This is a genomic window from Burkholderia sp. AU30280, assembly GCF_020420125.1.
Lineage (GTDB): Bacteria > Pseudomonadota > Gammaproteobacteria > Burkholderiales > Burkholderiaceae > Burkholderia.
The window spans coordinates 51,746-74,854 of the sequence record NZ_JAIZRY010000002.1; the positions used below are offsets into that span (position 1 = coordinate 51,746).

22 protein-coding genes are annotated in these 23,109 nt (G+C 66.2%); 11 read left to right on the forward strand and 11 right to left on the reverse strand.

Translation table 11 applies throughout. The features are described 5' to 3' along the window. Positions 1 to 18 precede the first annotated feature (18 nt). Complete coding sequence (gene ffh / locus LGN17_RS04350) at positions 19 to 1,386, reverse strand: signal recognition particle protein (RefSeq protein ID WP_124455327.1); 1,368 nt, start codon at positions 1,384 to 1,386, stop codon at positions 19 to 21. An 89-nt stretch (positions 1,387 to 1,475) separates the two neighbouring features. Between ffh and LGN17_RS04355 the strand changes: the two genes are divergently transcribed. The 7 genes from LGN17_RS04355 (at position 1,476) to LGN17_RS04385 (ending at position 9,403) form a co-directional block, all read left to right on the forward strand. Continuing rightward, positions 1,476 to 2,369, forward strand: a complete 894-nt coding sequence (locus LGN17_RS04355) for an inner membrane protein YpjD (protein WP_085042265.1) — start codon at positions 1,476 to 1,478, stop codon at positions 2,367 to 2,369. A 13-nt stretch (positions 2,370 to 2,382) separates the two neighbouring features. Beyond that, the gene (locus LGN17_RS04360; RefSeq protein ID WP_226195311.1) at positions 2,383 to 2,694 is read left to right on the forward strand and encodes a PP0621 family protein; all 312 of its coding nucleotides are present in this window, start codon (positions 2,383 to 2,385) and stop codon (positions 2,692 to 2,694) included. After that, entirely contained in the window at positions 2,691 to 3,281 is a 591-nt protein-coding gene (gene ampD, locus LGN17_RS04365; RefSeq protein WP_175955586.1) for a 1,6-anhydro-N-acetylmuramyl-L-alanine amidase AmpD, read from the forward strand. Before LGN17_RS04360 ends, ampD begins: the two co-directional genes overlap by 4 nt. Positions 3,282 to 3,732: 451 nt before the next feature. After that, on the forward strand, positions 3,733 to 6,726 hold the full coding sequence (locus LGN17_RS04370) for a ribonucleoside-diphosphate reductase subunit alpha (protein WP_226195312.1): 2,994 nt from the start codon (positions 3,733 to 3,735) through the stop codon (positions 6,724 to 6,726). A 365-nt stretch (positions 6,727 to 7,091) separates the two neighbouring features. After that, positions 7,092 to 8,303 carry a ribonucleotide-diphosphate reductase subunit beta gene (locus LGN17_RS04375; protein ID WP_226195313.1) on the forward strand — a complete coding sequence of 404 codons (1,212 nt, stop codon included), beginning with the start codon at positions 7,092 to 7,094 and terminating at the stop codon, positions 8,301 to 8,303. An 82-nt stretch (positions 8,304 to 8,385) separates the two neighbouring features. Further along, on the forward strand, positions 8,386 to 8,712 hold the full coding sequence (locus LGN17_RS04380) for a hypothetical protein (RefSeq protein WP_226195314.1): 327 nt from the start codon (positions 8,386 to 8,388) through the stop codon (positions 8,710 to 8,712). Between the two features lie 28 nt (positions 8,713 to 8,740). Continuing rightward, entirely contained in the window at positions 8,741 to 9,403 is a 663-nt protein-coding gene (locus tag LGN17_RS04385) for a histone H1-like DNA-binding protein (protein ID WP_175955594.1), read from the forward strand. Between the two features lie 232 nt (positions 9,404 to 9,635). On the opposite strand, the gene LGN17_RS04390 is transcribed toward LGN17_RS04385, so the two are convergent. From LGN17_RS04390 to LGN17_RS04435, 10 genes are all read right to left on the reverse strand, one after another. Then, positions 9,636 to 10,109, reverse strand: a complete 474-nt coding sequence (locus LGN17_RS04390; protein WP_226195315.1) for a glycine zipper 2TM domain-containing protein — start codon at positions 10,107 to 10,109, stop codon at positions 9,636 to 9,638. A 19-nt stretch (positions 10,110 to 10,128) separates the two neighbouring features. Continuing rightward, positions 10,129 to 11,067 carry a carbohydrate kinase family protein gene (locus tag LGN17_RS04395; protein ID WP_226195316.1) on the reverse strand — a complete coding sequence of 313 codons (939 nt, stop codon included), beginning with the start codon at positions 11,065 to 11,067 and terminating at the stop codon, positions 10,129 to 10,131. An 85-nt stretch (positions 11,068 to 11,152) separates the two neighbouring features. Further along, the gene (tpx, locus tag LGN17_RS04400; protein ID WP_175955600.1) at positions 11,153 to 11,656 is read right to left on the reverse strand and encodes a thiol peroxidase; all 504 of its coding nucleotides are present in this window, start codon (positions 11,654 to 11,656) and stop codon (positions 11,153 to 11,155) included. 73 nt (positions 11,657 to 11,729) lie between these two features. Continuing rightward, on the reverse strand, positions 11,730 to 13,073 hold the full coding sequence (locus LGN17_RS04405; RefSeq protein ID WP_226195317.1) for a zinc-ribbon and DUF3426 domain-containing protein: 1,344 nt from the start codon (positions 13,071 to 13,073) through the stop codon (positions 11,730 to 11,732). 45 nt (positions 13,074 to 13,118) lie between these two features. Then, positions 13,119 to 14,021, reverse strand: a complete 903-nt coding sequence (gene prmA, locus LGN17_RS04410) for a 50S ribosomal protein L11 methyltransferase (RefSeq protein ID WP_226195318.1) — start codon at positions 14,019 to 14,021, stop codon at positions 13,119 to 13,121. Positions 14,022 to 14,023: 2 nt separating this feature from the next. Continuing rightward, positions 14,024 to 15,391: an acetyl-CoA carboxylase biotin carboxylase subunit gene (accC, locus tag LGN17_RS04415; protein WP_226195319.1), complete on the reverse strand. Its 1,368-nt coding sequence runs from the start codon at positions 15,389 to 15,391 to the stop codon at positions 14,024 to 14,026. Positions 15,392 to 15,475: 84 nt separating this feature from the next. Then, positions 15,476 to 15,949, reverse strand: a complete 474-nt coding sequence (gene accB, locus LGN17_RS04420; RefSeq protein ID WP_175955606.1) for an acetyl-CoA carboxylase biotin carboxyl carrier protein — start codon at positions 15,947 to 15,949, stop codon at positions 15,476 to 15,478. Between the two features lie 66 nt (positions 15,950 to 16,015). Then, on the reverse strand, positions 16,016 to 16,468 hold the full coding sequence (gene aroQ / locus LGN17_RS04425; protein ID WP_027783493.1) for a type II 3-dehydroquinate dehydratase: 453 nt from the start codon (positions 16,466 to 16,468) through the stop codon (positions 16,016 to 16,018). 194 nt (positions 16,469 to 16,662) lie between these two features. Next, positions 16,663 to 17,214 (reverse strand): TlpA family protein disulfide reductase, encoded by a 552-nt coding sequence (locus tag LGN17_RS04430; RefSeq protein ID WP_226195320.1) that lies wholly within the window; start codon positions 17,212 to 17,214, stop codon positions 16,663 to 16,665. A gap of 7 nt (positions 17,215 to 17,221) precedes the next feature. After that, complete coding sequence (locus LGN17_RS04435; RefSeq protein WP_226195321.1) at positions 17,222 to 17,866, reverse strand: UDP-N-acetylmuramate--alanine ligase; 645 nt, start codon at positions 17,864 to 17,866, stop codon at positions 17,222 to 17,224. Positions 17,867 to 18,112: 246 nt separating this feature from the next. On the opposite strand from LGN17_RS04435, the gene mpl reads away from it, so the two are divergent. The 4 genes from mpl to aroE all read left to right on the forward strand — a co-directional run bounded on the left by mpl (position 18,113) and on the right by aroE (position 23,107). Further along, positions 18,113 to 19,498 carry a UDP-N-acetylmuramate:L-alanyl-gamma-D-glutamyl-meso-diaminopimelate ligase gene (gene mpl, locus LGN17_RS04440; protein ID WP_226195322.1) on the forward strand — a complete coding sequence of 462 codons (1,386 nt, stop codon included), beginning with the start codon at positions 18,113 to 18,115 and terminating at the stop codon, positions 19,496 to 19,498. Continuing rightward, positions 19,495 to 20,064 carry a YqiA/YcfP family alpha/beta fold hydrolase gene (locus LGN17_RS04445; RefSeq protein ID WP_226195323.1) on the forward strand — a complete coding sequence of 190 codons (570 nt, stop codon included), beginning with the start codon at positions 19,495 to 19,497 and terminating at the stop codon, positions 20,062 to 20,064. Before mpl ends, LGN17_RS04445 begins: the two co-directional genes overlap by 4 nt. 80 nt (positions 20,065 to 20,144) lie before the next feature. Continuing rightward, entirely contained in the window at positions 20,145 to 22,244 is a 2,100-nt protein-coding gene (locus tag LGN17_RS04450; RefSeq protein ID WP_226195324.1) for a ribonuclease catalytic domain-containing protein, read from the forward strand. Continuing rightward, complete coding sequence (gene aroE / locus LGN17_RS04455) at positions 22,241 to 23,107, forward strand: shikimate dehydrogenase (RefSeq protein ID WP_175955614.1); 867 nt, start codon at positions 22,241 to 22,243, stop codon at positions 23,105 to 23,107. The genes LGN17_RS04450 and aroE overlap by 4 nt, the downstream gene beginning before the upstream one ends. Positions 23,108 to 23,109 lie beyond the last annotated feature (2 nt).

A 23,109-nucleotide genomic window follows, 5' to 3' on the forward strand; every position in this document is an offset into this window, starting at 1 on the left:
GCCGGCCGATGGGCGGAATCAGCGCATGCCGGGCATCATGCCCTTCAGGCCGCGCATCATCTTCTGCATGTTGCCGCCCTTCAGCTTCTTCATCATCGTACGCATCTGGTCGTACTGGTTCAGCATCCGGTTGACTTCCTGCACCGGCACGCCCGCGCCGGCCGCAATGCGGCGCTTGCGCGTCGCCTTGATGATCTCGGGTTTCGCGCGCTCGGCGGGCGTCATCGAGCTGATGATGCCTTCCATCCGGCGGATCGACTTCTCGGCCTGGCCCATGTCGGCGCCGGCCGCCGCCTGCTGGAATTGCGCGGGCAGCTTGTCCATCAGCGATGACAGGCCGCCCATGTTCTTCATCTGCGAGATCTGCGCGCGGAAATCGTTCAGGTCGAAGTCGCCGCCTTTCTTGACCTTGTCGGCGAGCTTCTGCGCGGCCTGCACGTCGACGCCGCGCTGCGCTTCCTCGACGAGCGCGAGGATGTCGCCCATGCCGAGGATCCGGTTCGCCATCCGGTCGGGGTGGAACACCTCGAGGCCGTCGAGCTTTTCGGCGACGCCGACGAACTTGATCGGCTTGCCCGTGATGTGACGCACCGACAGCGCGGCGCCGCCGCGCGAATCGCCGTCGAGCTTGGTCAGCACGACGCCGGTGAGCGGCAGCGTGTCGTTGAACGCCTTCGCGGTGTTGACCGCGTCCTGGCCGAGCATCGCGTCGACGACGAACAGCGTTTCGGCCGGCTTCAGCGTGCCGTGCAGCGCGGCGATTTCCTGCATCATCGCCTCGTCGATGCCGAGGCGGCCGGCCGTGTCGACGATCAGCACGTCATGGTAGTGGCGCTTCGCCCAGTCGACGGCCGCGACCGCGATGTCGACGGGCTTCTGGTCCGGCGTGGACGGGAAGAAGTCGGCGCCGACCTGTTCGCTCACCGTTTTCAGCTGCATGATGGCGGCCGGGCGATACACGTCGCACGACACGGTCAGCACCTTCTTCTTGTACTTCTCGCGCAGCAGCTTCGCGAGCTTGCCGGCGGTCGTGGTCTTGCCTGCGCCCTGCAGGCCGGCCATCAGGATCACGGCGGGCGGCGTGACCGCGAGGTTCAGCTCGGCGGCCTTGCCTTCGTAGTCGCCGCCGATCACGGCGGTCAGTTCCTTCTGGACCACGCCGACCAGCGCCTGACCCGGCGACAGGCTGCTGATCACTTCTTCGCCGAGCGCCTTTTCCTTGACCTTGGCGATGAATTCGCGGACGACCGGCAGCGAAACGTCGGCCTCCAGCAGTGCGAGACGCACCTCGCGGAGCATCTCCTGCGTGTTCGCCTCGGTAAGCCGGGCCTCGCCGCGTAGCGTCTTGACGACGCGCGCCATCCGTTGAGTGAGATTGTCGAGCATGGGGAGCGATGGACAGTGGGGCCCGAAGGCGCGGCGGAACCGAACAAAGGGAGCCGTCGCGGGAAGGGGGCCTAGTGTAAACTTCGAACATGGATATTGTACTGTATGCCCTCACCGCATTCCTGTACGGCGGCCTCGCCGTCGCAGGCTGGCGCACGCACCGTCAGGGCGCGACGCCGCTCGTCGCGAGCGTGCCGGCCGTGCCGGTTCCCGCGTCCGCCGCGTCCGGAATGAGCGGGGCCGGCCGCGCGCTGCTGTTTGCCGCGCTCGTCGCGCACGGCGTGCTGCTCCACATGACGATCTTTCCGAACGACGCGATGGTGTTCGGCTTCGCGTTCGCGCTGTCCGCGATGTTCTGGCTCGGCGCCGGCATCTACTGGATCGAGAGCTTCTTCTTCCCGCTCGACAGCCTGCGCCTGCTGGTATTGCCGCTCGCGTGCGGCGCGTCGCTGCTGCCGCTCGTGTTCGGCGGCGTGCGGGTGCTTCCTTATGCCGCAGCACCGCTGTTCAAGCTGCATTTCCTGATCGCGAACATCGCATATGGCCTGTTCGCGATCGCGGCGCTGCACGCGATCCTGATGCTGATGGTCGAGCGGCGCCTGCAGTCGCTGAGGAGCGGCGGGCGCGACGGCTCGACGGGTTGGATCGCGAGCTGGCTCGAGACGCTGCCGCCGCTGCTCACGCTCGAGAAGCTGCTGTTCCGCCTGATCGGCGCCGGCTTCGTGCTGCTCACGCTGACGCTCGCGTCGGGCATCCTGTTCAGCGAGCAGGTCGACGCGCGCGCGTTGCGGCTCGACCACAAGACGGTATTCGCGATCCTGTCGTGGCTGATGTTCGGCGGCCTACTGGTCGCCCGCAAGACGTCGGGCTGGCGTGGCCGTGGTGCCGCGCGCTGGGTGCTCGTGTCGTTCGCCGCGCTGCTGCTCGCGTATGTCGGCAGCCGGTTCGTTTTCGAGGTGCTGCTACACCGTTCCGTGGTTTGAACGCAGGTTTCCGATGCGACAGATTCTTCTCCTGATTCTTCTCTTTTTCGCGGGTTCGTGGATTGCGCGCAAGCTGCGCCAGGCCCAGGAGCACGCGCAGGCGCGCACCGGCCGCGGCGCCGGCCACGACGGTACGCCCGGCGGCGCGGGTGCGGCGCGCCCGAACGGCGACGCGCGGTCGCTGCCCGAGCCGATGGTGCGCTGCGCCGAATGCGGCGTGCATGCGCCGAAGGGCGATGCGGTCGCCGCGGGCGGTGAATACTTCTGCAGCGCCGAGCACGCGCAGCGCCACGCCGCGCGGACAAGCGGCCGCGACGCACGATGAGCGACGCGCCGCTGCTGTCGGTCGACGCGAACGGCTGGGTGCGCGAAGCGCGCCACGCGCCGTCGCCGAACTTCGAGGTGCGGCCCGCTGGCGCGGTGCCGACGCTCGTGGTCGTCCACAACATCAGCCTGCCGCCCGGCGAATTCGGCGGCGATGCGATCGAGGCGCTGTTCCTGAATCGTCTCGACTGCGATGCGCACCCCTATTACCAGAGCCACCTGCGCGGCGTACGCGTGTCCGCGCACTTCCTGATCCGCCGTAACGGCGAACTCGTGCAGTTCGTGTCGTGCGACGAGCGCGCATGGCATGCCGGCTCGTCCGAGTTCTTCGGCCGGCCGCGCTGCAACGACTTCTCGATCGGCATCGAGCTCGAAGGCGCGGACGACGTGCCGTTCGACGACGCGCAGTATGCGATGCTCGCCGTGCTCGGCCGCACGCTCGCGGCACGCTACCCGGTCGACGCATTCGCGGGGCACTCGGACGTCGCGCCGGGCCGCAAGACCGACCCGGGCCCGCATTTCGATTGGCAACGCTTCGCGAGCGATGCCGGTTTTTCCGCCGGATACTTTCCTTTCCGTCAGCACTGATCGCGGGGTTTTTTGACCGGAGAAAGTTTTTTCTCCGACCAATGCCTTGTCGTGTCTGCGCGTGGGCGATGTCAAGACCTCCATCGCAAATTATCCGTTTGGACGTCCTCCGAATGTCCACTATACTTGGTGCCAGTTGAGCAGTTCTGCACTAGATATAGTGTGTGTCGCAGGGGAAACCCGAGCGGCACCGGCCGGCGGGCAACGCCGGCGGACAGGGTTCTCAGGGCGGCGCGTCAGGCCGGGCGGTCCGGGCGTCGCGATCAGCGCAGCGAACTTCGACGGGGCAGGGTATACATGACGAAGCACACGACCGGATCGGTTGTCGCGCATCGACCGAACCGGCTTCCCCGGCGCATCGCTCGCCTCTTACCGCTCGCGCACCGCGTTGCGCAGCGTTCGTTTTAATCCGCGGTTCTCTCCGCACCATCCAACACCAGGAGCTTTGCACATGCAAACCACCGACAACGCGACGTCCCAGTACGAGAGCGCCTCGAGCCGTCCGCTCGGCGGGACCGAACAGGGCGCGAAGGCGCTCGCGCCGCAGGCCACGTTCGCCGATTACAAGGTGATCCGCCGCAACGGCAGCGTCGTCTCGTTCGAACCTTCGAAGATCGCGATTGCGGTGACCAAGGCTTTCCTGGCCGTCAACGGCGGGCAGGGCGCGGCATCGGCGCGCGTGCGCGAGCAGGTCGAGCAACTGACGCAGAACGTCGTGCGCGCGCTCGTGCGCAGCCGCCCGAACGGCGGTACGTTCCATATCGAAGACATCCAGGACCAGGTCGAACTCGCGCTGATGCGCGGCGGCGAGCACAACGTTGCGCGTGCGTACGTGCTGTATCGCGAGAAGCGTCACCTCGAGCGCCAGCATGCGGGCGAGGAAGCCGCGGCAGCCGGCGGCGACGCGAGCACCGGCATCAACGTTGTCGACAACGGCGTCACGCGCCCGCTCGACCTGAACGCGCTGCGTGCACTGATCGTGTCGGCGTGCGACGGCCTCGGCTCTGCGGTTAACCCTGACCCGATCGTCGCGGAAACGGTGAAGAACCTGTACGACGGCGTGCCGATGAGCCAGGTCTACGACTCGGCGATCCTGGCTGCGCGCACGATGATCGAAAAGGATCCGGCATACAGCCAGGTCACGTCCCGCATCCTGCTGCACACGATCCGTCGCGAGATCCTCGGCGAGGAAGTCGTGCAGGCCGAGATGTCGACCCGTTACGCGGAATACTTCCCGCAGTTCCTGAAGCGCGGCGTCGATGCCGGCCTGCTCGACGACAAGCTGCTGCAGTTCGACCTGAAGCGCCTCGGCGAAGCGCTCGACGCGAACCGCGACCTGCAGTTCGGCTACCTCGGCCTGCAGACGCTGTACGACCGCTACTTCCTGCATGTCGACGGCGCCCGCATCGAAATGCCGCAGGCATTCTTCATGCGCGTCGCGATGGGCCTGTCGCTGAACGAGATCGACCGCGAAACGCGCGCGATCGAGTTCTACAACGTGCTGTCCAGCTTCGACTTCATGAGCTCGACGCCGACGCTGTTCAACTCGGGCACGCACCGCTCGCAGCTGTCGTCGTGCTACCTGACGACGGTCGCGGACGATCTCGACGGCATCTATGAAGCGCTGAAGGAAAACGCGCTGCTGTCGAAGTTCGCCGGCGGCCTGGGCAACGACTGGACGCGCGTGCGTGCACTCGGCTCGCATATCAAGGGTACGAACGGCAAGTCGCAAGGCGTGGTGCCGTTCCTGAAGGTCGTCAACGACACGGCTGTCGCGGTCAACCAGGGCGGCAAGCGCAAGGGCGCGGTCTGCGCGTACCTCGAATCGTGGCACCTCGACATCGAGGAGTTCCTGGAACTGCGCAAGAACACGGGCGACGATCGCCGCCGTACGCACGACATGAACACGGCGAACTGGATTCCCGACCTGTTCATGAAGCGCGTGATGGAAGGCGCCGACTGGACGCTGTTCTCGCCGTCGACCTGCCCGGACCTGCACGACAAGTTCGGCGCGGAATTCGAGGCGGCTTACACGGCTTACGAAGACAAGGTCGCGCGCGGCGAGATCAAGCTGTTCAAGAAGATCCCGGCGCAGCAACTCTGGCGCAAGATGCTCGGCATGCTGTTCGAGACGGGCCACCCGTGGATCACGTTCAAGGATCCGTGCAACGTGCGCTCGCCGCAGCAGCACGTCGGCGTCGTTCACTCGTCGAACCTGTGCACGGAAATCACGCTGAACACGAGCGACACCGAAATCGCGGTGTGCAACCTCGGCTCGGTGAACCTCGTCGCCCACCTGGTGAAGCAGGCCGACGGCAGCTACGCGCTCGACCACGACAAGCTGAAGCGCACGATCAGCGTCGCGATGCGCATGCTCGACAACGTGATCGACATCAACTACTACGCGGTGCCGAAGGCGCGTAACTCGAACCTGAAGCACCGCCCGGTCGGCATGGGCATCATGGGCTTCCAGGACTGCCTGCACCTGCTGCGCACGCCGTACGCGTCGGAAGCGGCGGTCGAGTTCGCCGATCGTTCGATGGAAGCGGTCTGCTACTACGCGTACTACGCGTCGACCGAGCTGGCCGAAGAGCGTGGCCGCTACTCGAGCTACCGCGGCTCGCTGTGGGATCGCGGGATCCTCCCGCAGGACACGCTGAAGCTGCTGACGGAAGCACGCGGCGGCTACGTCGAGGTCGACACCTCCGAATCGCTCGACTGGACGTCGCTGCGTTCGCGGATCGCCGCGCACGGCATGCGCAACTCGAACTGCGTCGCGATCGCGCCGACGGCGACGATCTCGAACATCATCGGCGTGTCGGCCTGTATCGAGCCGACCTTCCAGAACCTGTACGTGAAGTCGAACCTGTCGGGCGAATTCACGGTGGTGAACGAGTACCTGGTGCGCGACCTGAAGGAGCGCGGCCTGTGGGACGAGGTGATGGTCGCCGACCTGAAGTACTTCGACGGCATGCTGTCGCGCATCGACCGCATCCCGGCCGACCTGCGCGCGATCTACGCGACCGCGTTCGAAGTCGACCCGACGTGGTTGGTCGAAGCGGCATCGCGTCGCCAGAAGTGGATCGACCAGGCGCAGTCGCTGAACATCTACATGGGCGGCGCGTCGGGCAAGAAGCTCGACGAGGTCTACAAGCTCGCATGGCTGCGCGGCCTGAAGACGACCTACTACCTCCGCACGATGGCGGCGACGCACGTCGAGAAGTCGACGGTCGCACACGGCGCGCTGAACGCAGTGCCGACGGGCGGCGGTTCGAGCAGCGGCGGCGCGCAAGGCGCGGCTGGCGGCTTCGGTGCGGCAGGCGGCGCGGCGTCGTCGGGCGCGGTCAACGCGGCACCGGCACTCGCACCGGTCGAGGCAGATGGTCCGGTGTGCACGATGCGTCCGGGCGATCCTGGCTTCGACGAATGCGAAGCGTGCCAGTAACGCAGTGCGCCTGACCTGAGAAGAAGGTCAGCGCGGCGCACACGACGACCGATCGAGGTTGAAGTGTGCGCCGCTCTCAACTAAAAAAATGATAAGGAATCTGTAACGCGGCACTTGCGTTGCAGGCAGTGACAAGCGATCGAAACATCCCCGACGACGTCGCGTTTCGATCAGCGTTCGATGCGTCGAGCGCACCTCGCGATACACGCGCGGCACACGTCGCGCGCTGCATGAACGACGATGCGTTGCTCAAAGTGTTGTATCGAGGTCGCAACGCGAATCGAAAAAAGGATTTTTCGTGAGCGAACCCTTTTATCGCTCAGGAAAAGATGGTACAAACCGTTCTAAATTGATGGTGAGAATTTATGCTCAACTGGGATGAAGAGAAGACTGCCGTAACTCCCGCGAGCGGAGCGCAGCAAAACGCGATGCGCACCTCCGCAGGAACGGCTGTCGGACTGCAGGCTGCAACGCCTGCCGCCCATCAGGTCCGCGACATTTTCGAAGGCGATCTTGCGGTGCCGCCGCAAGCATCGGCCGCTCCCGCCGGCGGTTCGGAAGCGCGGGTCAATGTCGCCGACAAGCGCATCATCAACGGCCAGACTGACGTCAATCAGCTGGTGCCGTTCAAGTACAAGTGGGCGTGGGAAAAGTATCTGGCCGGTTGCGCGAACCACTGGATGCCGCAGGAAATCAACATGTCCCGCGACATCGCTCTGTGGAAGGACCCGAATGGTCTGACCGAGGACGAGCGCCGCATCGTGAAGCGCAACCTCGGCTTCTTCGTGACGGCCGATTCGCTCGCGGCGAACAACATCGTGCTCGGCACGTACCGCCACATCACGGCGCCCGAGTGCCGGCAGTTCCTGTTGCGCCAGGCGTTCGAAGAGGCGATCCACACGCACGCGTACCAATACATTGTCGAATCGCTCGGTCTCGACGAAGGCGAGATCTTCAACGCGTACCACGAGGTCGCGTCGATCCGTGCGAAGGACGAATTCCTGATCCCGTTCATCCACACGCTGACGGACCCGGCCTTCAAGACCGGCACGCTCGAAGCGGATCAGAAGCTGCTGAAGTCGCTGATCGTGTTCGCCTGCATCATGGAAGGCCTGTTCTTCTATGTCGGGTTCACGCAGATCCTCGCGCTCGGCCGCCAGAACAAGATGACGGGTGCTGCAGAGCAATATCAGTACATCCTGCGCGACGAGTCGATGCACTGCAACTTCGGCATCGACCTGATCAACCAGATCAAGCTCGAGAACCCGCATCTCTGGACCGCCGAATTCCGCGCCGAGATCCGCGAGCTGTTCAAGCAGGCTGTCGAACTCGAATACCGCTACGCCGAGGACACGATGCCGCGCGGCGTGCTGGGTTTGAACGCGTCGATGTTCAAGAGCTATCTGCGCTTCATCAGCAACCGTCGTTGCCAGCAGATCGGCCTCGACCCGCTGTACCCGAACGAGGAAAACCCGTTCCCGTGGATGAGCGAGATGATCGACCTGAAGAAGGAACGCAACTTCTTCGAGACGCGTGTGATCGAGTATCAGACGGGCGGCGCGCTGTCCTGGGAATAACCCGCAGCAGCGAACCCGTCACATGATGGAGCAGCCGGCGGCCTCTTGGCCCCGGCCCAAGGTTTAGGAGCAAGAACGCCTGATGCAAAGCACGCCCGGTGCCTTAACGGCACGACGACACGACAGGCACTTTGCGAACCCTTCAGTGGGATGGGCAAACTTCCCTCCGGAAAAAGCGGACGGCTGTGTGGCGGTCCGCTTGATCAAGCGATTAGGGGTAGCGGCGCGAGGTGCGCCGGCTACCGACTTGATTTGGCGCGCGAGGCCGGGTGGTCACGCGCGCCATACCGTATTCATTAGCGTAAGCGCGTGGTATCCGCGTACGCCGATGAATAGCCCGCTTCGAAGCGCACGTCCTGAACAGCGTCCGCGGGAAGCGGGTTTTGACGAAGGGTGTAGTTTGAACTGACTCTCATCTGAACCTGAAGGAGAACAACATGGCTACCGCCAAGAAGAAACCGGCTGCTAAGAAGGTTGCTGCAAAGAAGACCGTTGCGAAGAAGGCTGCTGCGCCGGCGAAGAAGGCTGCTGCAGTGAAGAAGGTTGCTGCGAAGAAGGTCGCGGTGAAGAAGGTTGCCGCGAAGAAGGCAGCACCGGCCAAGAAGGCCGCAGCGAAGAAGGTTGCAGCGAAGAAGGTCGCAACGAAGAAGGTTGCAGCCAAGAAAGTCGCAGTGAAGAAGGTTGCTGCGAAGAAGGCCGCACCGGCCAAGAAGGCCGCAGCGAAGAAGGTTGCAGCCAAGAAAGTCGCAGTGAAGAAGGTTGCTGCGAAGAAGGCCGCACCGGCTAAGAAGGCTGCTGCGAAGAAGGCCGCGCCGGCGAAGAAGGCTGCTGCGAAGAAGGCTGCGCCTGCCAAGAAGGCTGCCGCGAAGAAGGCTGCGCCTGCTGCGAAGAAGGCTGCCGCTCCCGCGACGAAGGCCGCTGCTCCTGCGAAGAAGGCTGCCGCTCCGGCCAAGAAGGCTGCGGCTCCGAAGAAGGCCGTCGTGAAGAAGGCAGCGCCGGCAACGACCGCGTCGACCGCATCGGTTGCGCCGGCATCGGGCGTGAAGACCGCGCTCAACCCGGCAGCGGCATGGCCGTTCCCGACCGGCAGCCGTCCGTAATCGAGGCTGACCCGCACTACCCGGACACTCATGCGGTGTCCGTGGGTTGAGTAGCGCTACTCAATCAGTCCCGCCATCTGGTTCAGGTGGCGGGATTTTTTTCGCCCGTCCCTGCGGATGTGCGGGACGTCGGGTGCCCGTACCGGCACCGGCGAGTACGGACGAAAAAAAACGCATGTGCAGCTTCGCACATGCGTTCGACCGCGGCTTGCGCCGCGTGCTGAGGTACCCGTTAGTGCGTGACGCGCGTGATGCCGCCGCTCGACAGCAGTCGCACGCGCTCGCCGGCGCGGAACGCTTCGCCGCTTGCCGCCTGCGTGATCGAGCGCAGATCGCCGTTGTCGAGGCGCACGGTGATTTCGACACCGTTCGCCGTGCTGAGGTTTTCGCCGACCGCGTTGCCCGCGACCGCGCCGACGAGACCGCCGGCGATCGCGGTCAGGATCGACCCCTTGCCGCCGCCGATCGCGCTGCCTGCCACTGCGCCGAGTGCGCCGCCGCCGAGCGTGCCGATCGCGCTGCCGCCGCCGTCGGACTGGATGCGCACGGCGCGGACGCTTTCGACCGTCCCCATGCGAACCGTTTGTTCCCGCTGCGCCTGGCCGACGCTATAGACATCCGCCGAACCGGGTGCGGTGAAGCAACCGGTGAGCGTCAGCGAGGCCGCCAGCATGGCCGCGAACGTGAGGGTCTTTTTCGTCAACATCTTTGCTCTCCCACAAAATTCATTTGAGACTGTAACCGAATGCAGTCTCGAAGCGCGCGTCGATCTCGGCGCGCGTCAGTACGTAAGTCTGGGGCCCCTGGTGGGCGATCTTGATCGAGCCCATCAGGCTCGCGAGGCGGCCCGTGGTTGCCCAGTCGAGGCCATGCTCGATGCCGTACAGCAGGCCACCCCGGAAGGCATCGCCGCAGCCGGTCGGATCGGAAATGCGCTCCGCCGGTACGACAGGAATCTGCTCCGTGCCCTGCTTGTGGCGGATGGTCGCGCCGTGCTCGCCACGCGTAATGACGAGCGCGTCGACCCGGCTGGCGATTTCATCTTCGGACCATCCCGTCTTGTCGCTCACCAGCTTGGCCTCGTAGTCGTTGACCGCCACATAGGTCGCAAGTTCAATGCTGCGTCGCAGCGTCGCGCCGTCGAACAGCGGCAGGCCCTGGCCCGGATCGAACACGAACGGTACACCGGCCTGGGCGAGTTCCTCGACGTGCTGCACCATCCCGTCGAAGCCGTCGGGGCCGACGATCGCGAGCTTGATGTCCGGCGCGTCGCCCGCGTGGTTCAGGTGCGACTGCATCATCGCACCCGGGTGGAACGCCGCGATCTGATTGTTGTCGAGATCGGTCGTGATCATCGCCTGCGCCGTATACGTGTCGGGCAGCACGCGCACGTGGTCGCGGCGCAGGCCGAGCTGGTCGAGCCGGTCGAGATACGGCTGCGCGTCGAGCGCGCCCATCGTCCCCATCACGCGCGCATCGCCGCCGAGCAGGTGCAGTGCGTACGCGATGTTGCCCGCGCAGCCGCCGAATTCGCGACGCATCGTCGGCACGAGGAAGCTCAGGTTGATGAGGTGCACCTGGTCGGGCAGGATGTGCTCGCGAAACCGCCCTTCGAAGGTCATGATGGAATCGTAGGCGATCGAGCCGCAAATCAACGTAGCCAAGGTGTGCGTTCCTGTAGAAATGAGGGGCCCTGCGCGACAACGCCGCGCGAAAGGCGCGGCGCGGCAGGGGAAAGCGAAAGAAAGCTTACTTCAGTGCGGCGAGCGCTGCATCGTAGTTCGGCTCGTCCTTGATTTCGCCGACGAGTTCCGCGTGGATCACCTTGTCCTGCGCGTCGAGCACGACGACTGCACGTGCGGTCAGGCCGTTCAGCGGGCCGCTCGTCACGTCGACGCCGTACGCGTTCGCGAACGCGCGGCCGGTGCGGAACGTCGAAGCCGTCACGACATTCTCGAGGCCTTCGGTCGTGCAGAAGCGCGTAGCAGCGAACGGCAGGTCGGCGGACACGACGATGACAACCGTGTTGTCGAGCGACGATGCGGCTTCGTTGAACTTGCGGGTCGACGTCGCGCAGGTCGGCGTGTCGAGGCTCGGGACGATGTTCAGCACCTTGCGCTTGCCGGCGAAGCTGGCGAGCGACAGGTCGGCGAGGTCCTTGCCGACCAGCTTGAAATCGGCGCCTTGTGCGCCGACGACCGGGAACGTGCCGGCGAGATCGATCGGGTTGCCACCCAGCGTAACTTTGCTCATGTTCGTGCTCCGAAATAGCGCGCCGCTTCGGCGCGCGGGTTGAGACGGACGCGCAGGCGCGCGCCGCGGCGCGTCACGGATAGAAAATCTGGACGCGGAAATTCGAGGCGGGCGTGCCGTTCGTGTCGACGCGGACGACCATCGTCTGCGTCGTGCCAGGCGGCAGCCCGGCGTCGATCGGCGTGCCCGGGCGCACGTAGTCGCGCGGCGCAAGTACGCGGCGTACGGTCACGTGGTTGGTGTCGTCGAGCAGCGTCAGCTCGAGCGACGGATAGGCGAGTGCGACACGGTAGCGGTTCGTCAGCGGCACCTTCAGCTCGAGCTCGCGCGGGCCGTCGAGCTGGCGCAGGTCGGTCGCGTCGAGCCGCAGGCCGTCGATCGCGCGCGGCGGCGCAACCGTGCAGCCAAGCGGCGCACAGGCCTGCCGGAACCAGCCCTGTGTGACGGGCGCGTAGATCATCAGCGTTTCGCGCTGCCACCATGCGAGTTGCGCGACGAGCAGCACGGCGAGCACGGCGGCGACGAGGCCACCGAAAAAGCCGCCGAGCATTCCGCGTCGCTGCGGCGCGCGCGTCTCGCGCGTGACGGCGAAATGCGGACGATCGTCGTCGGTCAGCGCAGCGGGGAACGGCGCGGCCGGTGCGCTGGCCGCGGCGGAGCGCGTCTCGTCATGCCGTGTGGTGCCGGTATCAGGCTCGGCTTCGGCTTCAGCTTCAGCTTCGGTGACGGCTGACGCAGGAGCGAACGCAAAACGCGGTTCGCGCGGCGCGCGTTCGTCGTCCGGCACGGTGAAGCGTGCGGTGCCGACGGGTTCGGCGGCATCGCGAGCGGTCTCTGGGTCCGACGGAAGGTGGGCGACGAAGCGGGGCTCACGCGGGTCGCGTTCGACGGGTGCGGCCGATGGTCCGGTGTCTTGCTGCGTCTGCAGCGATTCGGCGGGTTGCGCGACGGCCGTGGAGGTGTCCAGCTCGGCCGGGGAGGGCGCGAACGGTGCGGGCGTACCCGACAGGTGAACGACGCCGGCTTCGGTGGACGGAAGTGCGAGCGGGATCAGCGGCTCGGTGCGCAGGGTCTGCACGCTGTGCTGCAGCGACGGGTCGACGCCGGCATCGAGCCACGGCGCCCACATGTCCCAGCCTTCCGGCTTGTAATCGGTGCCGGAAGGTAGTCCGGCCGGCGCTTCGGCAGTGAACAGCCGAGGCAGGGCCGGATGATGCGCGTCGCCGTCATCCGGCGCGGCAGCCGGTTCGGTCAGGGCCGGCTCGGGCTGCTGCGCGTGCTCGGGAACGAGCGACTCGGATGCGTTGAAGACTTCGTGGCAATGCCCGCAGCGCACGAGCCCTTGATGCAGCGAGAGCTGTTCCTGCTGCAGCCGGAAGACGGTTTCGCAATGAGGGCAGCGCGTCGCAAGAAGCATGTCGAGCCGGGCGGCCTGCTGGCCAGAGTGAAGGACAGCGCTATTCTAATGGCTTTCGCGTCGGGTTCCGGCGAGGCATACCCAACCTTCGTGCTCGCGCCAGACCGAAATGTCGACGTAGCGTGCGTAGACGGCCGCAACTTCGTCCGCCTGGCGCGCGAGCACGCCCGACAGCGCGATGCGCCCGCCCGGCTTGACCTTCGATGCGAGCATCGACGCCATCAGCTTCAGCGGATTCGACAGAATGTTCGCGACGACGATGTCGAATTCACCGTCCGGGCATGCATCGGGCAGCCCGTACGTGACATCCGCGCGGTTGCGTTCGCTGTTCTGCCGCGCCGATTCGACCGCCTGCGGATCGATGTCGATGCCGATGACGGGGTTCGCCCCGCATTTCTTCGCGAGGATCGCGAGAATGCCTGAGCCGCAACCGTAGTCGAGCACCGACTGGCCGGGCTTCACCGACTGCTCGAGCCATTCCATGCACAGGCGCGTGGTCGGGTGGCTGCCGGTACCGAATGCGAGGCCAGGATCGAGTTCGAGGACGAGCGCATCGGGATCGGGTGCGTCGTGCCACGACGGCACGACCCAGATCCGCTCGCCGATCGGGATCGGCTCGAACTGCGATTGCGTGAGCCGCACCCAGTCCTGTTCCTCGACTTCGCGGACGGTGAACGCCGGTGTCTCGGCGACGCCGATCTCGTTCGCGGCGGCCGCGAGCAGGACGGCCGGCTCGTGGTCGGCCGCGAGCAGCGCGACCACGCGCGAGTGCTGCCACGCGGTGCGATCGGGCACGAGGCCCGGCTCGCCGAAGAGCGGCTGTTCGTCGGGCGTGTCGGCGTCGGCGTCTTCCACGGACACCGACAGCGCGCCGAGTTCGAGCAGCGCGTCGGACAGCGCCTCCGCATGCTCGCGGGCCAGTTCGACGACGAGTTCGCGATAGCTCATGCTTACGCTTCTTCCGGTGCGACCTGCTGCTTCTGGGCGAGCCGGTTTTCGAGGTAGTGGATGCTGGTGCCGCCTTCGACGAACTTCGAATCGATCATCAGCTCGCGGTGCAGCGGGATGTTGGTCTGGATGCCTTCGACGACCATTTCCGACAGCGCGATGCGCATCCGGCTGATCGCCTGCTCGCGCGTCGCGCCGTAGGTGATCAGCTTGCCGATCATCGAATCATAGTTCGGCGGCACGAAATAGCCATTGTAGGCGTGCGAATCGACGCGCACGCCAGGACCGCCCGGCGTATGCCACGACGTGATCCGGCCCGGCGACGGCGTGAACTTGAACGGATCTTCGGCGTTGATCCGGCATTCGATCGCATGTCCGCGGAACTGGATGTCGCGCTGGCGCAGCGCGAGCTTCTCGCCGGCCGCGATGCGGATCTGTTCCTGCACGATGTCGACGCCCGTGATCAGCTCCGATACCGGGTGCTCGACCTGCACGCGCGTGTTCATCTCGATGAAGTAGAACTCGCCGTTTTCATACAGGAATTCGAACGTGCCTGCGCCGAGGTAGCCCATCTTCTTGCAGGCGTCCGCGCAGCGGTCGCCGATGCGGTCGATCAGGCGGCGCGGAATGCCGGGTGCCGGCGCTTCCTCGATCACCTTCTGGTGGCGGCGCTGCATCGAGCAATCGCGCTCGCCGAGCCAGATCGCGTTCTTGTACGCGTCGGACAGCACCTGGATTTCGATGTGGCGCGGGTTCTCGAGGAACTTCTCCATGTACACCTGCGGGTTGCCGAACGCACGGCCGGCTTCCTCGCGAGTCATGTTGACCGCGTTGACGAGCGCAGCCTCGGTGTGCACGACGCGCATCCCGCGCCCGCCGCCGCCGCCCGCCGCCTTGATGATGACCGGATAGCCGACCGCGCGCGCAATCTTGACGATCTCCTTCGGATCGTCCGGCAACGCGCCATCCGAACCCGGCACGCACGGCACGCCGGTCTTGATCATCGTCTGCTTCGCGATGACCTTGTCACCCATCATGCGAATCGTTTCCGGGCGCGGGCCGATGAACGTGAAGCCCGACTGCTCGACGCGTTCCGCGAAATCGGCGTTCTCCGACAGGAAGCCGTAGCCGGGGTGGATCGCCTCGGCGTCGGTGACTTCAGCGGCGCTGATCAGCGCCGGCATGTTCAGGTAGCTCAGGTTCGACGGGGCCGGGCCGATACAGACGGCTTCGTCCGCGAGGCGCACGTACTTGGCTTCCTTGTCGGCTTCCGAGTAGACGACCACCGTCTTGACGCCCAGTTCGCGGCACGCACGCTGGATGCGCAGCGCGATTTCACCGCGGTTGGCAATGAGGATTTTTTCAAACATAGCGAGTATTCGTCTCTTCGAGGGGCGCGCGAACGGCGCCTGGCGGGCATCGGCGGCGCGCGGCCCGCAGGCCGCGCGGCGGACTTAGCCGATCACGAAAAGCGGCTGGCCGTATTCGACGGCCTGGCCGTTCTCGACGAGGATTTCCTTGATCACGCCGGCTTTGTCCGACTCGATCTCGTTGAGCAGCTTCATTGCTTCGATGATGCAGATCGTCTGGCCTTCCTTGACCGTGTCGCCCACCTGGACGAACGGGTCGGCGCCCGGCGACGGCGCGCGATAGAACGTGCCGACCATCGGCGACGTCACGACGTGGCCCTGCGGGACAGCCGGAGCGGCTGCACCGCCTGCGGCCGGCGCGGCAGCGCCTTCGATCGGCAGCGCGGCCGACGGCGCGGGCGCGCTGACTTGCGGGGCATACCCAGCCGTCGGCTGCACGTAGACCGGCGGCGCGTTCTTGACGATGCGCACCTTGCCTTCGCCTTCCGTCACTTCCAGCTCGGAGATGCCGGATTCGGAAACGAGGTCGATCAGAGTTTTCAGCTTACGAAGATCCATCGGGAATTCCCCTTTCAATACGTGAAAGCGCCGGTTAGGGGCCGGCGCTGAATCTAGATCGCGAAATCAGCCGCGCGACGCGCCTTGCAGCTTGTCCAGCGCGTACTCGAGCGCGTACAGATAACCTTTCCAGCCGAGCCCGCAGATCACGCCTTCGGCCTGGTCGGAAAAGTAGGAGTGGTGCCTGAACGCTTCGCGGCGATGCACGTTCGACAAGTGAACCTCGACGAACGGGATGCCAACGCCGGCGATCGCGTCCCGGATCGCGACGCTCGTGTGCGTATACGCGGCCGGATTGATCAGGATGAAATCGGTCTGTTCCTCCCGTGCGGCCTGGATGCGGTCGACCAGCGCGCCTTCATGGTTGCTCTGGAACGACGACAGTTCGGCGCCGGCTTCCCGGGCACGCGCGGCAAGCGCCTGATCGATCTGGGCGAGCGTGACGCGGCCGTACACCTCCGGTTCCCGGGTGCCGAGAAGGTTCAGGTTGGGGCCGTGCAGCACCAGCAATCGTGTCATGGTCGCTTCTATTTCTGCGGAATTGCGCGAACTTTAGCGCTATTTAGAGAAATTTGTCTAGTTTTGCCGAACGGTCGAGCGCGCCCGACTTGCAAGAATTACCGGTGCGCACGCAAAGTATCGGCGAATTCACGCCAAATTGCGGCGATCCACGGGCAAATCGTCGCCAACTTGCGTGCCTTCGTCCGGGCCGGTTACAGCGCGTCGAGCGTCTTTTTCAGCTCGGTCGGTTGGATTTGTCCCAATTTTGTCTCGCGAATCTTGCCGGTTTCGTCGATGACGACCGTAAACGGCAGCGCGCCGGCGGTATTTCCGAAATTACGGGCCAGATCGGCGCCCGCATATCCGCTGATGAATACCGGATAGTCGACCTTCACCTTCTGCAGAAAGTTCTTCACGTTCTGTTCCGAATCGACGCCGATCCCGATGAAACGGATGCCCTTCTGCTTGTATTGATGCGACAGCGCGACGAGCTCCGGCATCTCCTCGACGCACGGGCCGCACCACGACGCCCAGAAATTGACGACGACCTTCTGGCCCTTGAAGGCGGACAGCGTGGCCGGCTTGCCGTCGGTGCCCGTCAGCGACGCCGCCCACAGCTGTTCGACCGGGCTGCCGTGTGCGGCGGGCGCGGCGACGGCGACACCGTCATCGGCAGTGCCGCGGAACCAGTGGCCGGCGGCGAGCCCGCCGGCAACGGCGGCGGCCGCGACCACCGCGAGCGCCAACATGCGTTTCATCATCATCGTTGAATCATTCCGGTTCGGAAGGGGTCTTGCCTGCTTCGACGAGCGCACGCAGTGCGGCGGCATCCGCACGGGCGACCCGGCCGCGCGCGTCGGCCTTGACCGCGCCGCGCAGGTCGTCGCTCGCATAGAGCGCGAGGTGGATGCCGATCGCGTCCACGTCGCGCCGCGGGCGCCACAGGAAACTGAGCGTCTCGACGTCGGCGCGGCCCGCGAAGTGCCGCGTCTCGGATACGTCGTACTGGATATTCTGGTTCAGCAGGTAGATCGCGACGTCCTTCGGGTTGTCGGTGAATGCCTGCAAATGGATATCCGAATGCGCGTTTGCGGTGCCGTTCAGCACGGCACCCGTCACATAAGGATGGAACTCGGCGAGCCGGCGCATCCAGTCGAGCGCGACTTCGCGCAGGCGGCGCAGTTCGTCCGGCTGCGTGTCACTCTGGAACAGGGCGAGGTACTCGCGCAGTTCTTCCTCGATCTGGTCGTTATCCGGCAGCCATTCGCCGGCAACGCGCGTATCGCCCAGCAACTGGCGTGCGGCCTTGCGTTTCGCGCCGGCATAGTCCAGGCCGTCCTCCGCGATCAGGCGCGCGGCGGACTGGGCGATTTCCTCGCGGACGCGCCGCGGGTCGAGAAGGGTTTTGCGAGACATGATCCGGCAATCATACTCGATCGCCGCAGGCCCCGAGCGCGGGTGCGGCGGCCTGCCGCCCGGCGTGCCGGCGCCGTTCGCGCGCAGCGTTCGGGCCGCCGGGCACGGCGGGCCGTCAGTTACAATAGTGTCCTTTGTGTCGCGGCAAAGGCCGTTGGCCGGGCGCCGGCCGCACGGCTCGTCCGGCGCGCCGCACCCACATCCTTTCCGAATCGACGGCGCCCGGCGGCGCGAAAGCATTCATCTATGCACATCCACATTCTTGGCATCTGCGGCACCTTCATGGGCGGTCTCGCCGTACTCGCGCGCGAGGCGGGCCACACGGTGACGGGTTGCGACGCGGGCGTCTATCCGCCGATGAGCACGCAGCTCGAGGCGCAGGGCATCACGCTGATCGAGGGCTACGGCGCCGAGCAGATCGACCTGAAACCCGACCTGTTCGTGATCGGCAACGTCGTCACGCGCGGCAATCCGCTGATGGAGGCGATCCTGGATCGCGGCCTGCCGTACGTGTCGGGCCCGCAGTGGCTCGGCGAGCACGTGCTGGCCGGCAAATGGGTGCTCGCGGTCGCGGGCACGCACGGCAAGACGACCACGTCGTCGATGCTCGCGTGGCTGCTGGAGGACTCGGGCCTGAATCCGGGCTTCCTGATCGGCGGCGTGCCGCTGAACTTCGGCGTGTCGGCGCGGCTCACCGATTCGAGCTTCTTCGTGATCGAGGCCGACGAATACGATACGGCGTTCTTCGACAAGCGCTCGAAGTTCGTCCACTACCGGCCGCGCACCGCGGTGCTGAACAATCTCGAATTCGATCATGCCGACATCTTCCCGGATCTCGCGGCGATCGAGACGCAATTCCACCATCTCGTGCGTACCGTGCCCGGTGTCGGCCGGATCGTCACGAACGGCCGCTCGGATGCGCTCGAGCGCGTGCTGGCGCGCGGCTGCTGGAGCGAGGTCGAGCGGTTCGGCGTCGACGGCGGCTGGCAGGCGCTGCCGGCCGAGGACGGCGTGCCGGTCGACGAGCGTTTCGCGGTGTATTCGCACGCGGAACGCGTCGGCGAAGTCGCGTGGCAGGTGCAGGGCGATCACAACCGGATGAACGCGCTGGCGGCGATTGCGGCTGCGCGCCATGTGGGCGTGCCGCCCGCGCAGGCGGCCGAATCCCTCGCGTCGTTCCGTAATGTGAAGCGCCGCATGGAAGTGCGCGGCAGCGTGGACGGCGTGACCGTCTACGACGATTTCGCGCACCATCCGACCGCGATAGAAACCACGATCGCCGGCCTTCGTGCCCGCATCGGCCGCCAGAATGCCCGCATCCTCGCGGTGCTCGAGCCGCGTTCGAACACGATGAAGCTCGGCGTGATGAAGTCGCAATTGCCGGCGAGCCTGGCCGACGCCGATCTCGTGTTCGGCTACGGCGCGCCGACCGGGCGCGACGCGCTCGGCTGGAACCTGGCCGAGGCGCTGGCGCCGCTGGGCGAGAACGCGCACGCGTTCGACGACCTGCACCTGCTGGTGAAGTCCGTCGTCGCAGCCGCGCGCCCGGGCGACCACGTGCTCGTGATGAGCAACGGCGGCTTCGGCGGCGTGCACCAGAAGCTGCTCGATGCGCTCGGGAGCCGCACGTGATCCTGTATCTGCACGGCTTCCGGTCGTCACCGGAATCGCAGAAGTCGCGCCAGCTCGCGGCGCGCATGGCCGAACTCGGCCGCACCGAAGAGTGGCGGTGCCCGTCGCTGTCGGTGTCGCCGCTCGAGGCGATCGCGGTCGCCGAAGCGGAGGTGGCCGGCGCGCGCGACGTGACCGTCATCGGCAGCTCGCTCGGCGGCTATTACGCCACGTGGCTGGCCGAACAGCACGGCTGGAAGGCCGTACTGCTGAATCCAGCCATCGTGCCGCAGCGCGATCTCGAGCAGCATCTCGGCGAACAGCCGCTGTACCACGGCGGCGGCACGATCGTCGTCGAGCGCCGGCACCTGCATGAACTCGATGCGCTGCGCGTGCCGGCGATCACGCGTGCCGAACGCTACTATCTGTTCGCGGCGACCGGTGACGAAGTGCTCGATTACCGCGAGATGCTCGCGCATTACCCGGGCGCGAAAACGCGCGTGATCGAAGGCAGCGATCACGGGATCAGCGAGTTTGCCGACTATGTCGACGACGTTCTCGCGTTTTGCGACGGAAAGACGTCTTAAACCGGCCATGTGCCGATCGAATTCCCATCATCATGCGGCGCCGCCGACGCGGCGCCCGGCAGTCTGAACGAGAGTACTGAGTGAACGTTTTCTTCGAGGAATCGGGCAGTTTCAAGGCGGGCAGCGTGCTGTCGCGCCAGGGCGACGCGTTTCAGGTCGAGTTGCCCGGCGGGCGGCGTGCGAAGGTGCGCGCGAAAGACGTGCTGATCGAATTCGACAAGCCGGCCGCAAGCGAACTGATGCAGGAGGCCGACACGGCCGCGCAGCAGATCGATCTGGATTTCCTGTGGGAATGCGCGCCGGCCGACGAGTTCGCGTACACGGCGCTGGCCGCGGAATACTTCGGCGCGACGTACGGCCCGGTCGAGCGTGCGGCGCTGGTGTTGCGACTGCACGGCTCGCCCGTCTATTTCCGCCGCAAGGGGCGCGGCCAGTACCAGCGCGCGCCGGAAGACCAGCTCAAGATGGCGCTCGCGTCGCTCGAGCGCAAGCGCCAGCAGGCGCTCGTCCAGGTGCAGTATGAAGAGGAACTGAAGGCCGGCAAGCTGCCGGACGCGTTCGTGGGCAAGGTGCTCGGGCTGCTGACGCGGCCGGACAAGAACGCGATCGAATACAAGGCGATGGAAGCGGCGGCCGGTGCGCGCGGCGTGTCGCCGGCGCGGCTGATGCTCGACTGCGGCGGCATCGCGTCGCCGCGTGCGCTGCATGAGGCACGCTTTCTCGCGGAGTTCTTCCCGCACGGCACGGGCTTTCCGCCCGTCACGGTCGGCGCGCTGCCCGACGACCTGCCGCGCGCGGACGTCCAGGCGTTCTCGATCGACGACGTCACGACGACCGAAATCGACGACGCGTTCTCGGTCGAGCACCTGGCCGACGGCCGTGTGCGGATCGGCGTGCACATCGCGGCGCCGGCGCTCGGCATCGTGCGCGGCGACGCGGTCGACGCGATCGCGCGCACGCGCCTGTCGACCGTCTACATGCCGGGCGACAAGATCACGATGCTGCCGGATGACGTCGTCGACGTGTTCACGCTGAAGGAGGGCGATTACCGCCCGGCGCTGTCGCTGTACATCATCGTCAACCGCGAAACCCAGGAGATCGTCGCGAACGAGACGCGCGCCGAGCTCGTGTTCGTGAAGAGCAACCTGCGCCACAACCACCTCGACGAGCTCGTCAACGAAGAGACGCTCGCAGCCGGCACCGGCGACTATCCGCACAAGGACGACATCGCCGTGCTGTGGCCGCTTGCGCAGGCGCTGTTCGAGAAGCGCCAGGTCGCGCGCGCGGGCTACGGCCTGAAGCGCGAGGTGCAGCGCAACACCGACTACAACTTCTACGTCGACGGCGAGCACGTGTCGATCACGCCGCGCCGCCGCGGCTCGCCGCTCGACCTGATCGTGTCGGAACTCGCGATCCTCGCGAACTCGACCTGGGGGGCATTCCTGCACGACCACACGGTGCCGGGCATCTACCGCTCGCAGCGCGGCTTCGGCGCGCCGGGCCCGAAGCGCACGCGGATGCAGACGACGGCCGCGCCGCACGAAGGCCTCGGCGTGGCGCAGTACGCGTGGAGCACGTCGCCGCTGCGCCGCTACGTCGACCTCGTGAACCAGTGGCAACTGCTCGCGTGCGTGCAGCATGGTGTCACCGCGAAGCTCGCCGCACCGTTCAAGCCGAAGGACGCCGATCTTTATGCGGTCGTGCAGGGCTTCGACGACACCTACACGGCCTATGCCGACTACCAGCGCCGGATGGAGTATTTCTGGTGCCTGCGCTGGCTTGCGCAGGAGCAGAAGAAGCAGGTCGTCGCGAGTGTCGTGAAGGGCGATCTCGTGCGCCTCGAGGAAATTCCGCTGCTGCTGCACGTGCCGGGGCTCGGCGTGCATGCGCGCGGCACGCGCGTGCTGCTCGACGTGATGTCGCTCGACGAGCTGACGATCGAGGCATCGGTGCGGTTGGTGAAGGTGCTCGACGCGCCGGCCGTGACGAGCGGCGACGCGGCCGAGGAAGAGGATGACGCCGAAGGTGGCGACGACACGCTGATCGACGCCGAAGACGCGACGGCCGAAACCGAGGCCGAAGCGATGGCGGAAGCGGAAGCGGAAGCGGAAGGCGCGGCGGCCGGTGAAGGCGGCGAAGCCGCGAACGGCAACGCCGGCGAAGAGGGGCGCGCATCATGAGCGCGGCTGCGTCGACGAGCGGCGCCGACCGCTATGTCGTGTTCGGCAACCCGGTGGCGCACAGCAAGTCGCCGTTCATCCACGCGCAATTCGCCGCGCAGACGGGCGAGCCGGTCGAGTATACGCACCGGCTCGCGCCGGTCGACGGCTTCGACGCTGCCGTGCGCGCGTTCGTCGCCGAAGGCGGGCGCGGCGCGAACGTGACGGTGCCGTTCAAGCTCGAAGCGCATGCGCTCGCCGACACGCTGTCGCCGCGCGCGGCGGCGGCGGGTGCGGTGAATACGCTGCGCTTCGACGCCGACGGCCGCATCCACGGCGACAACACCGACGGTGTCGGCCTCGTGCGCGACATCGAAGCGAATCTCGGCGTGTCGCTGGCGGGCGCGCGCATTCTGCTGCTCGGTGCGGGTGGCGCGGCGCGCGGCGTCGTGCTGCCGCTGCTCGACCGCGCGCCGCTGTCGATCACGATCGTGAACCGTACCGCGAGCAAGGCCGAGGCACTCGTCGGGCAGTTCATGCAGGCCGCGCACGATGCGGGCTGCACGCTCGCCGGTGGCGGCCCCGATGTCGTGCGCGCGGAGCCGTACGACGTGGTGATCAACGCGACGGCCGGCAGCCTCGATGCCGCGCTGCCGGAGTGCGACGCGGCCGCGTTCGGCGCGGGCACGCTTGCGTACGACATGATGTACGGCGCGCAGCCGACGGTGTTCATGCAGCATGCGGCGTCGCTCGGCGCGCGCACGGCCGACGGCCTCGGGATGCTCGTCGAGCAGGCGGCCGAATCGTTCTTCATCTGGCGCGGTGTGCGGCCGGACGGCGCACCGGTGCTGGCCGCGCTGCGCCAGGCGCTCGCGGCGAGCTGAAC

What these genes read in the sequence shown, in the direction of transcription:
- aroE (WP_175955614.1), top strand. Translation starts at nt 22,241, where the DNA reads ATGAGCGCGGCTGCGTCGACGAGCGGCGCCGACCGCTATGTCGTGTTC.
- aroQ (WP_027783493.1), bottom strand. Translation starts at nt 16,468, where the DNA reads ATGACACGATTGCTGGTGCTGCACGGCCCCAACCTGAACCTTCTCGGC.
- accC (WP_226195319.1), bottom strand. Translation starts at nt 15,391, where the DNA reads ATGTTTGAAAAAATCCTCATTGCCAACCGCGGTGAAATCGCGCTGCGC.
- LGN17_RS04355 (WP_085042265.1), top strand. Translation starts at nt 1,476, where the DNA reads ATGGATATTGTACTGTATGCCCTCACCGCATTCCTGTACGGCGGCCTC.
- mpl (WP_226195322.1), top strand. Translation starts at nt 18,113, where the DNA reads ATGCACATCCACATTCTTGGCATCTGCGGCACCTTCATGGGCGGTCTC.
- ffh (WP_124455327.1), bottom strand. Translation starts at nt 1,386, where the DNA reads ATGCTCGACAATCTCACTCAACGGATGGCGCGCGTCGTCAAGACGCTA.
- LGN17_RS04385 (WP_175955594.1), top strand. Translation starts at nt 8,741, where the DNA reads ATGGCTACCGCCAAGAAGAAACCGGCTGCTAAGAAGGTTGCTGCAAAG.
- prmA (WP_226195318.1), bottom strand. Translation starts at nt 14,021, where the DNA reads ATGAGCTATCGCGAACTCGTCGTCGAACTGGCCCGCGAGCATGCGGAG.
- LGN17_RS04375 (WP_226195313.1), top strand. Translation starts at nt 7,092, where the DNA reads ATGCTCAACTGGGATGAAGAGAAGACTGCCGTAACTCCCGCGAGCGGA.
- accB (WP_175955606.1), bottom strand. Translation starts at nt 15,949, where the DNA reads ATGGATCTTCGTAAGCTGAAAACTCTGATCGACCTCGTTTCCGAATCC.
- ampD (WP_175955586.1), top strand. Translation starts at nt 2,691, where the DNA reads ATGAGCGACGCGCCGCTGCTGTCGGTCGACGCGAACGGCTGGGTGCGC.
- tpx (WP_175955600.1), bottom strand. Translation starts at nt 11,656, where the DNA reads ATGAGCAAAGTTACGCTGGGTGGCAACCCGATCGATCTCGCCGGCACG.
- LGN17_RS04435 (WP_226195321.1), bottom strand. Translation starts at nt 17,866, where the DNA reads ATGTCTCGCAAAACCCTTCTCGACCCGCGGCGCGTCCGCGAGGAAATC.
- LGN17_RS04405 (WP_226195317.1), bottom strand. Translation starts at nt 13,073, where the DNA reads ATGCTTCTTGCGACGCGCTGCCCTCATTGCGAAACCGTCTTCCGGCTG.
- LGN17_RS04390 (WP_226195315.1), bottom strand. Translation starts at nt 10,109, where the DNA reads ATGTTGACGAAAAAGACCCTCACGTTCGCGGCCATGCTGGCGGCCTCG.
- LGN17_RS04430 (WP_226195320.1), bottom strand. Translation starts at nt 17,214, where the DNA reads ATGATGATGAAACGCATGTTGGCGCTCGCGGTGGTCGCGGCCGCCGCC.
- LGN17_RS04370 (WP_226195312.1), top strand. Translation starts at nt 3,733, where the DNA reads ATGCAAACCACCGACAACGCGACGTCCCAGTACGAGAGCGCCTCGAGC.
- LGN17_RS04360 (WP_226195311.1), top strand. Translation starts at nt 2,383, where the DNA reads ATGCGACAGATTCTTCTCCTGATTCTTCTCTTTTTCGCGGGTTCGTGG.
- LGN17_RS04380 (WP_226195314.1), top strand. Translation starts at nt 8,386, where the DNA reads ATGCAAAGCACGCCCGGTGCCTTAACGGCACGACGACACGACAGGCAC.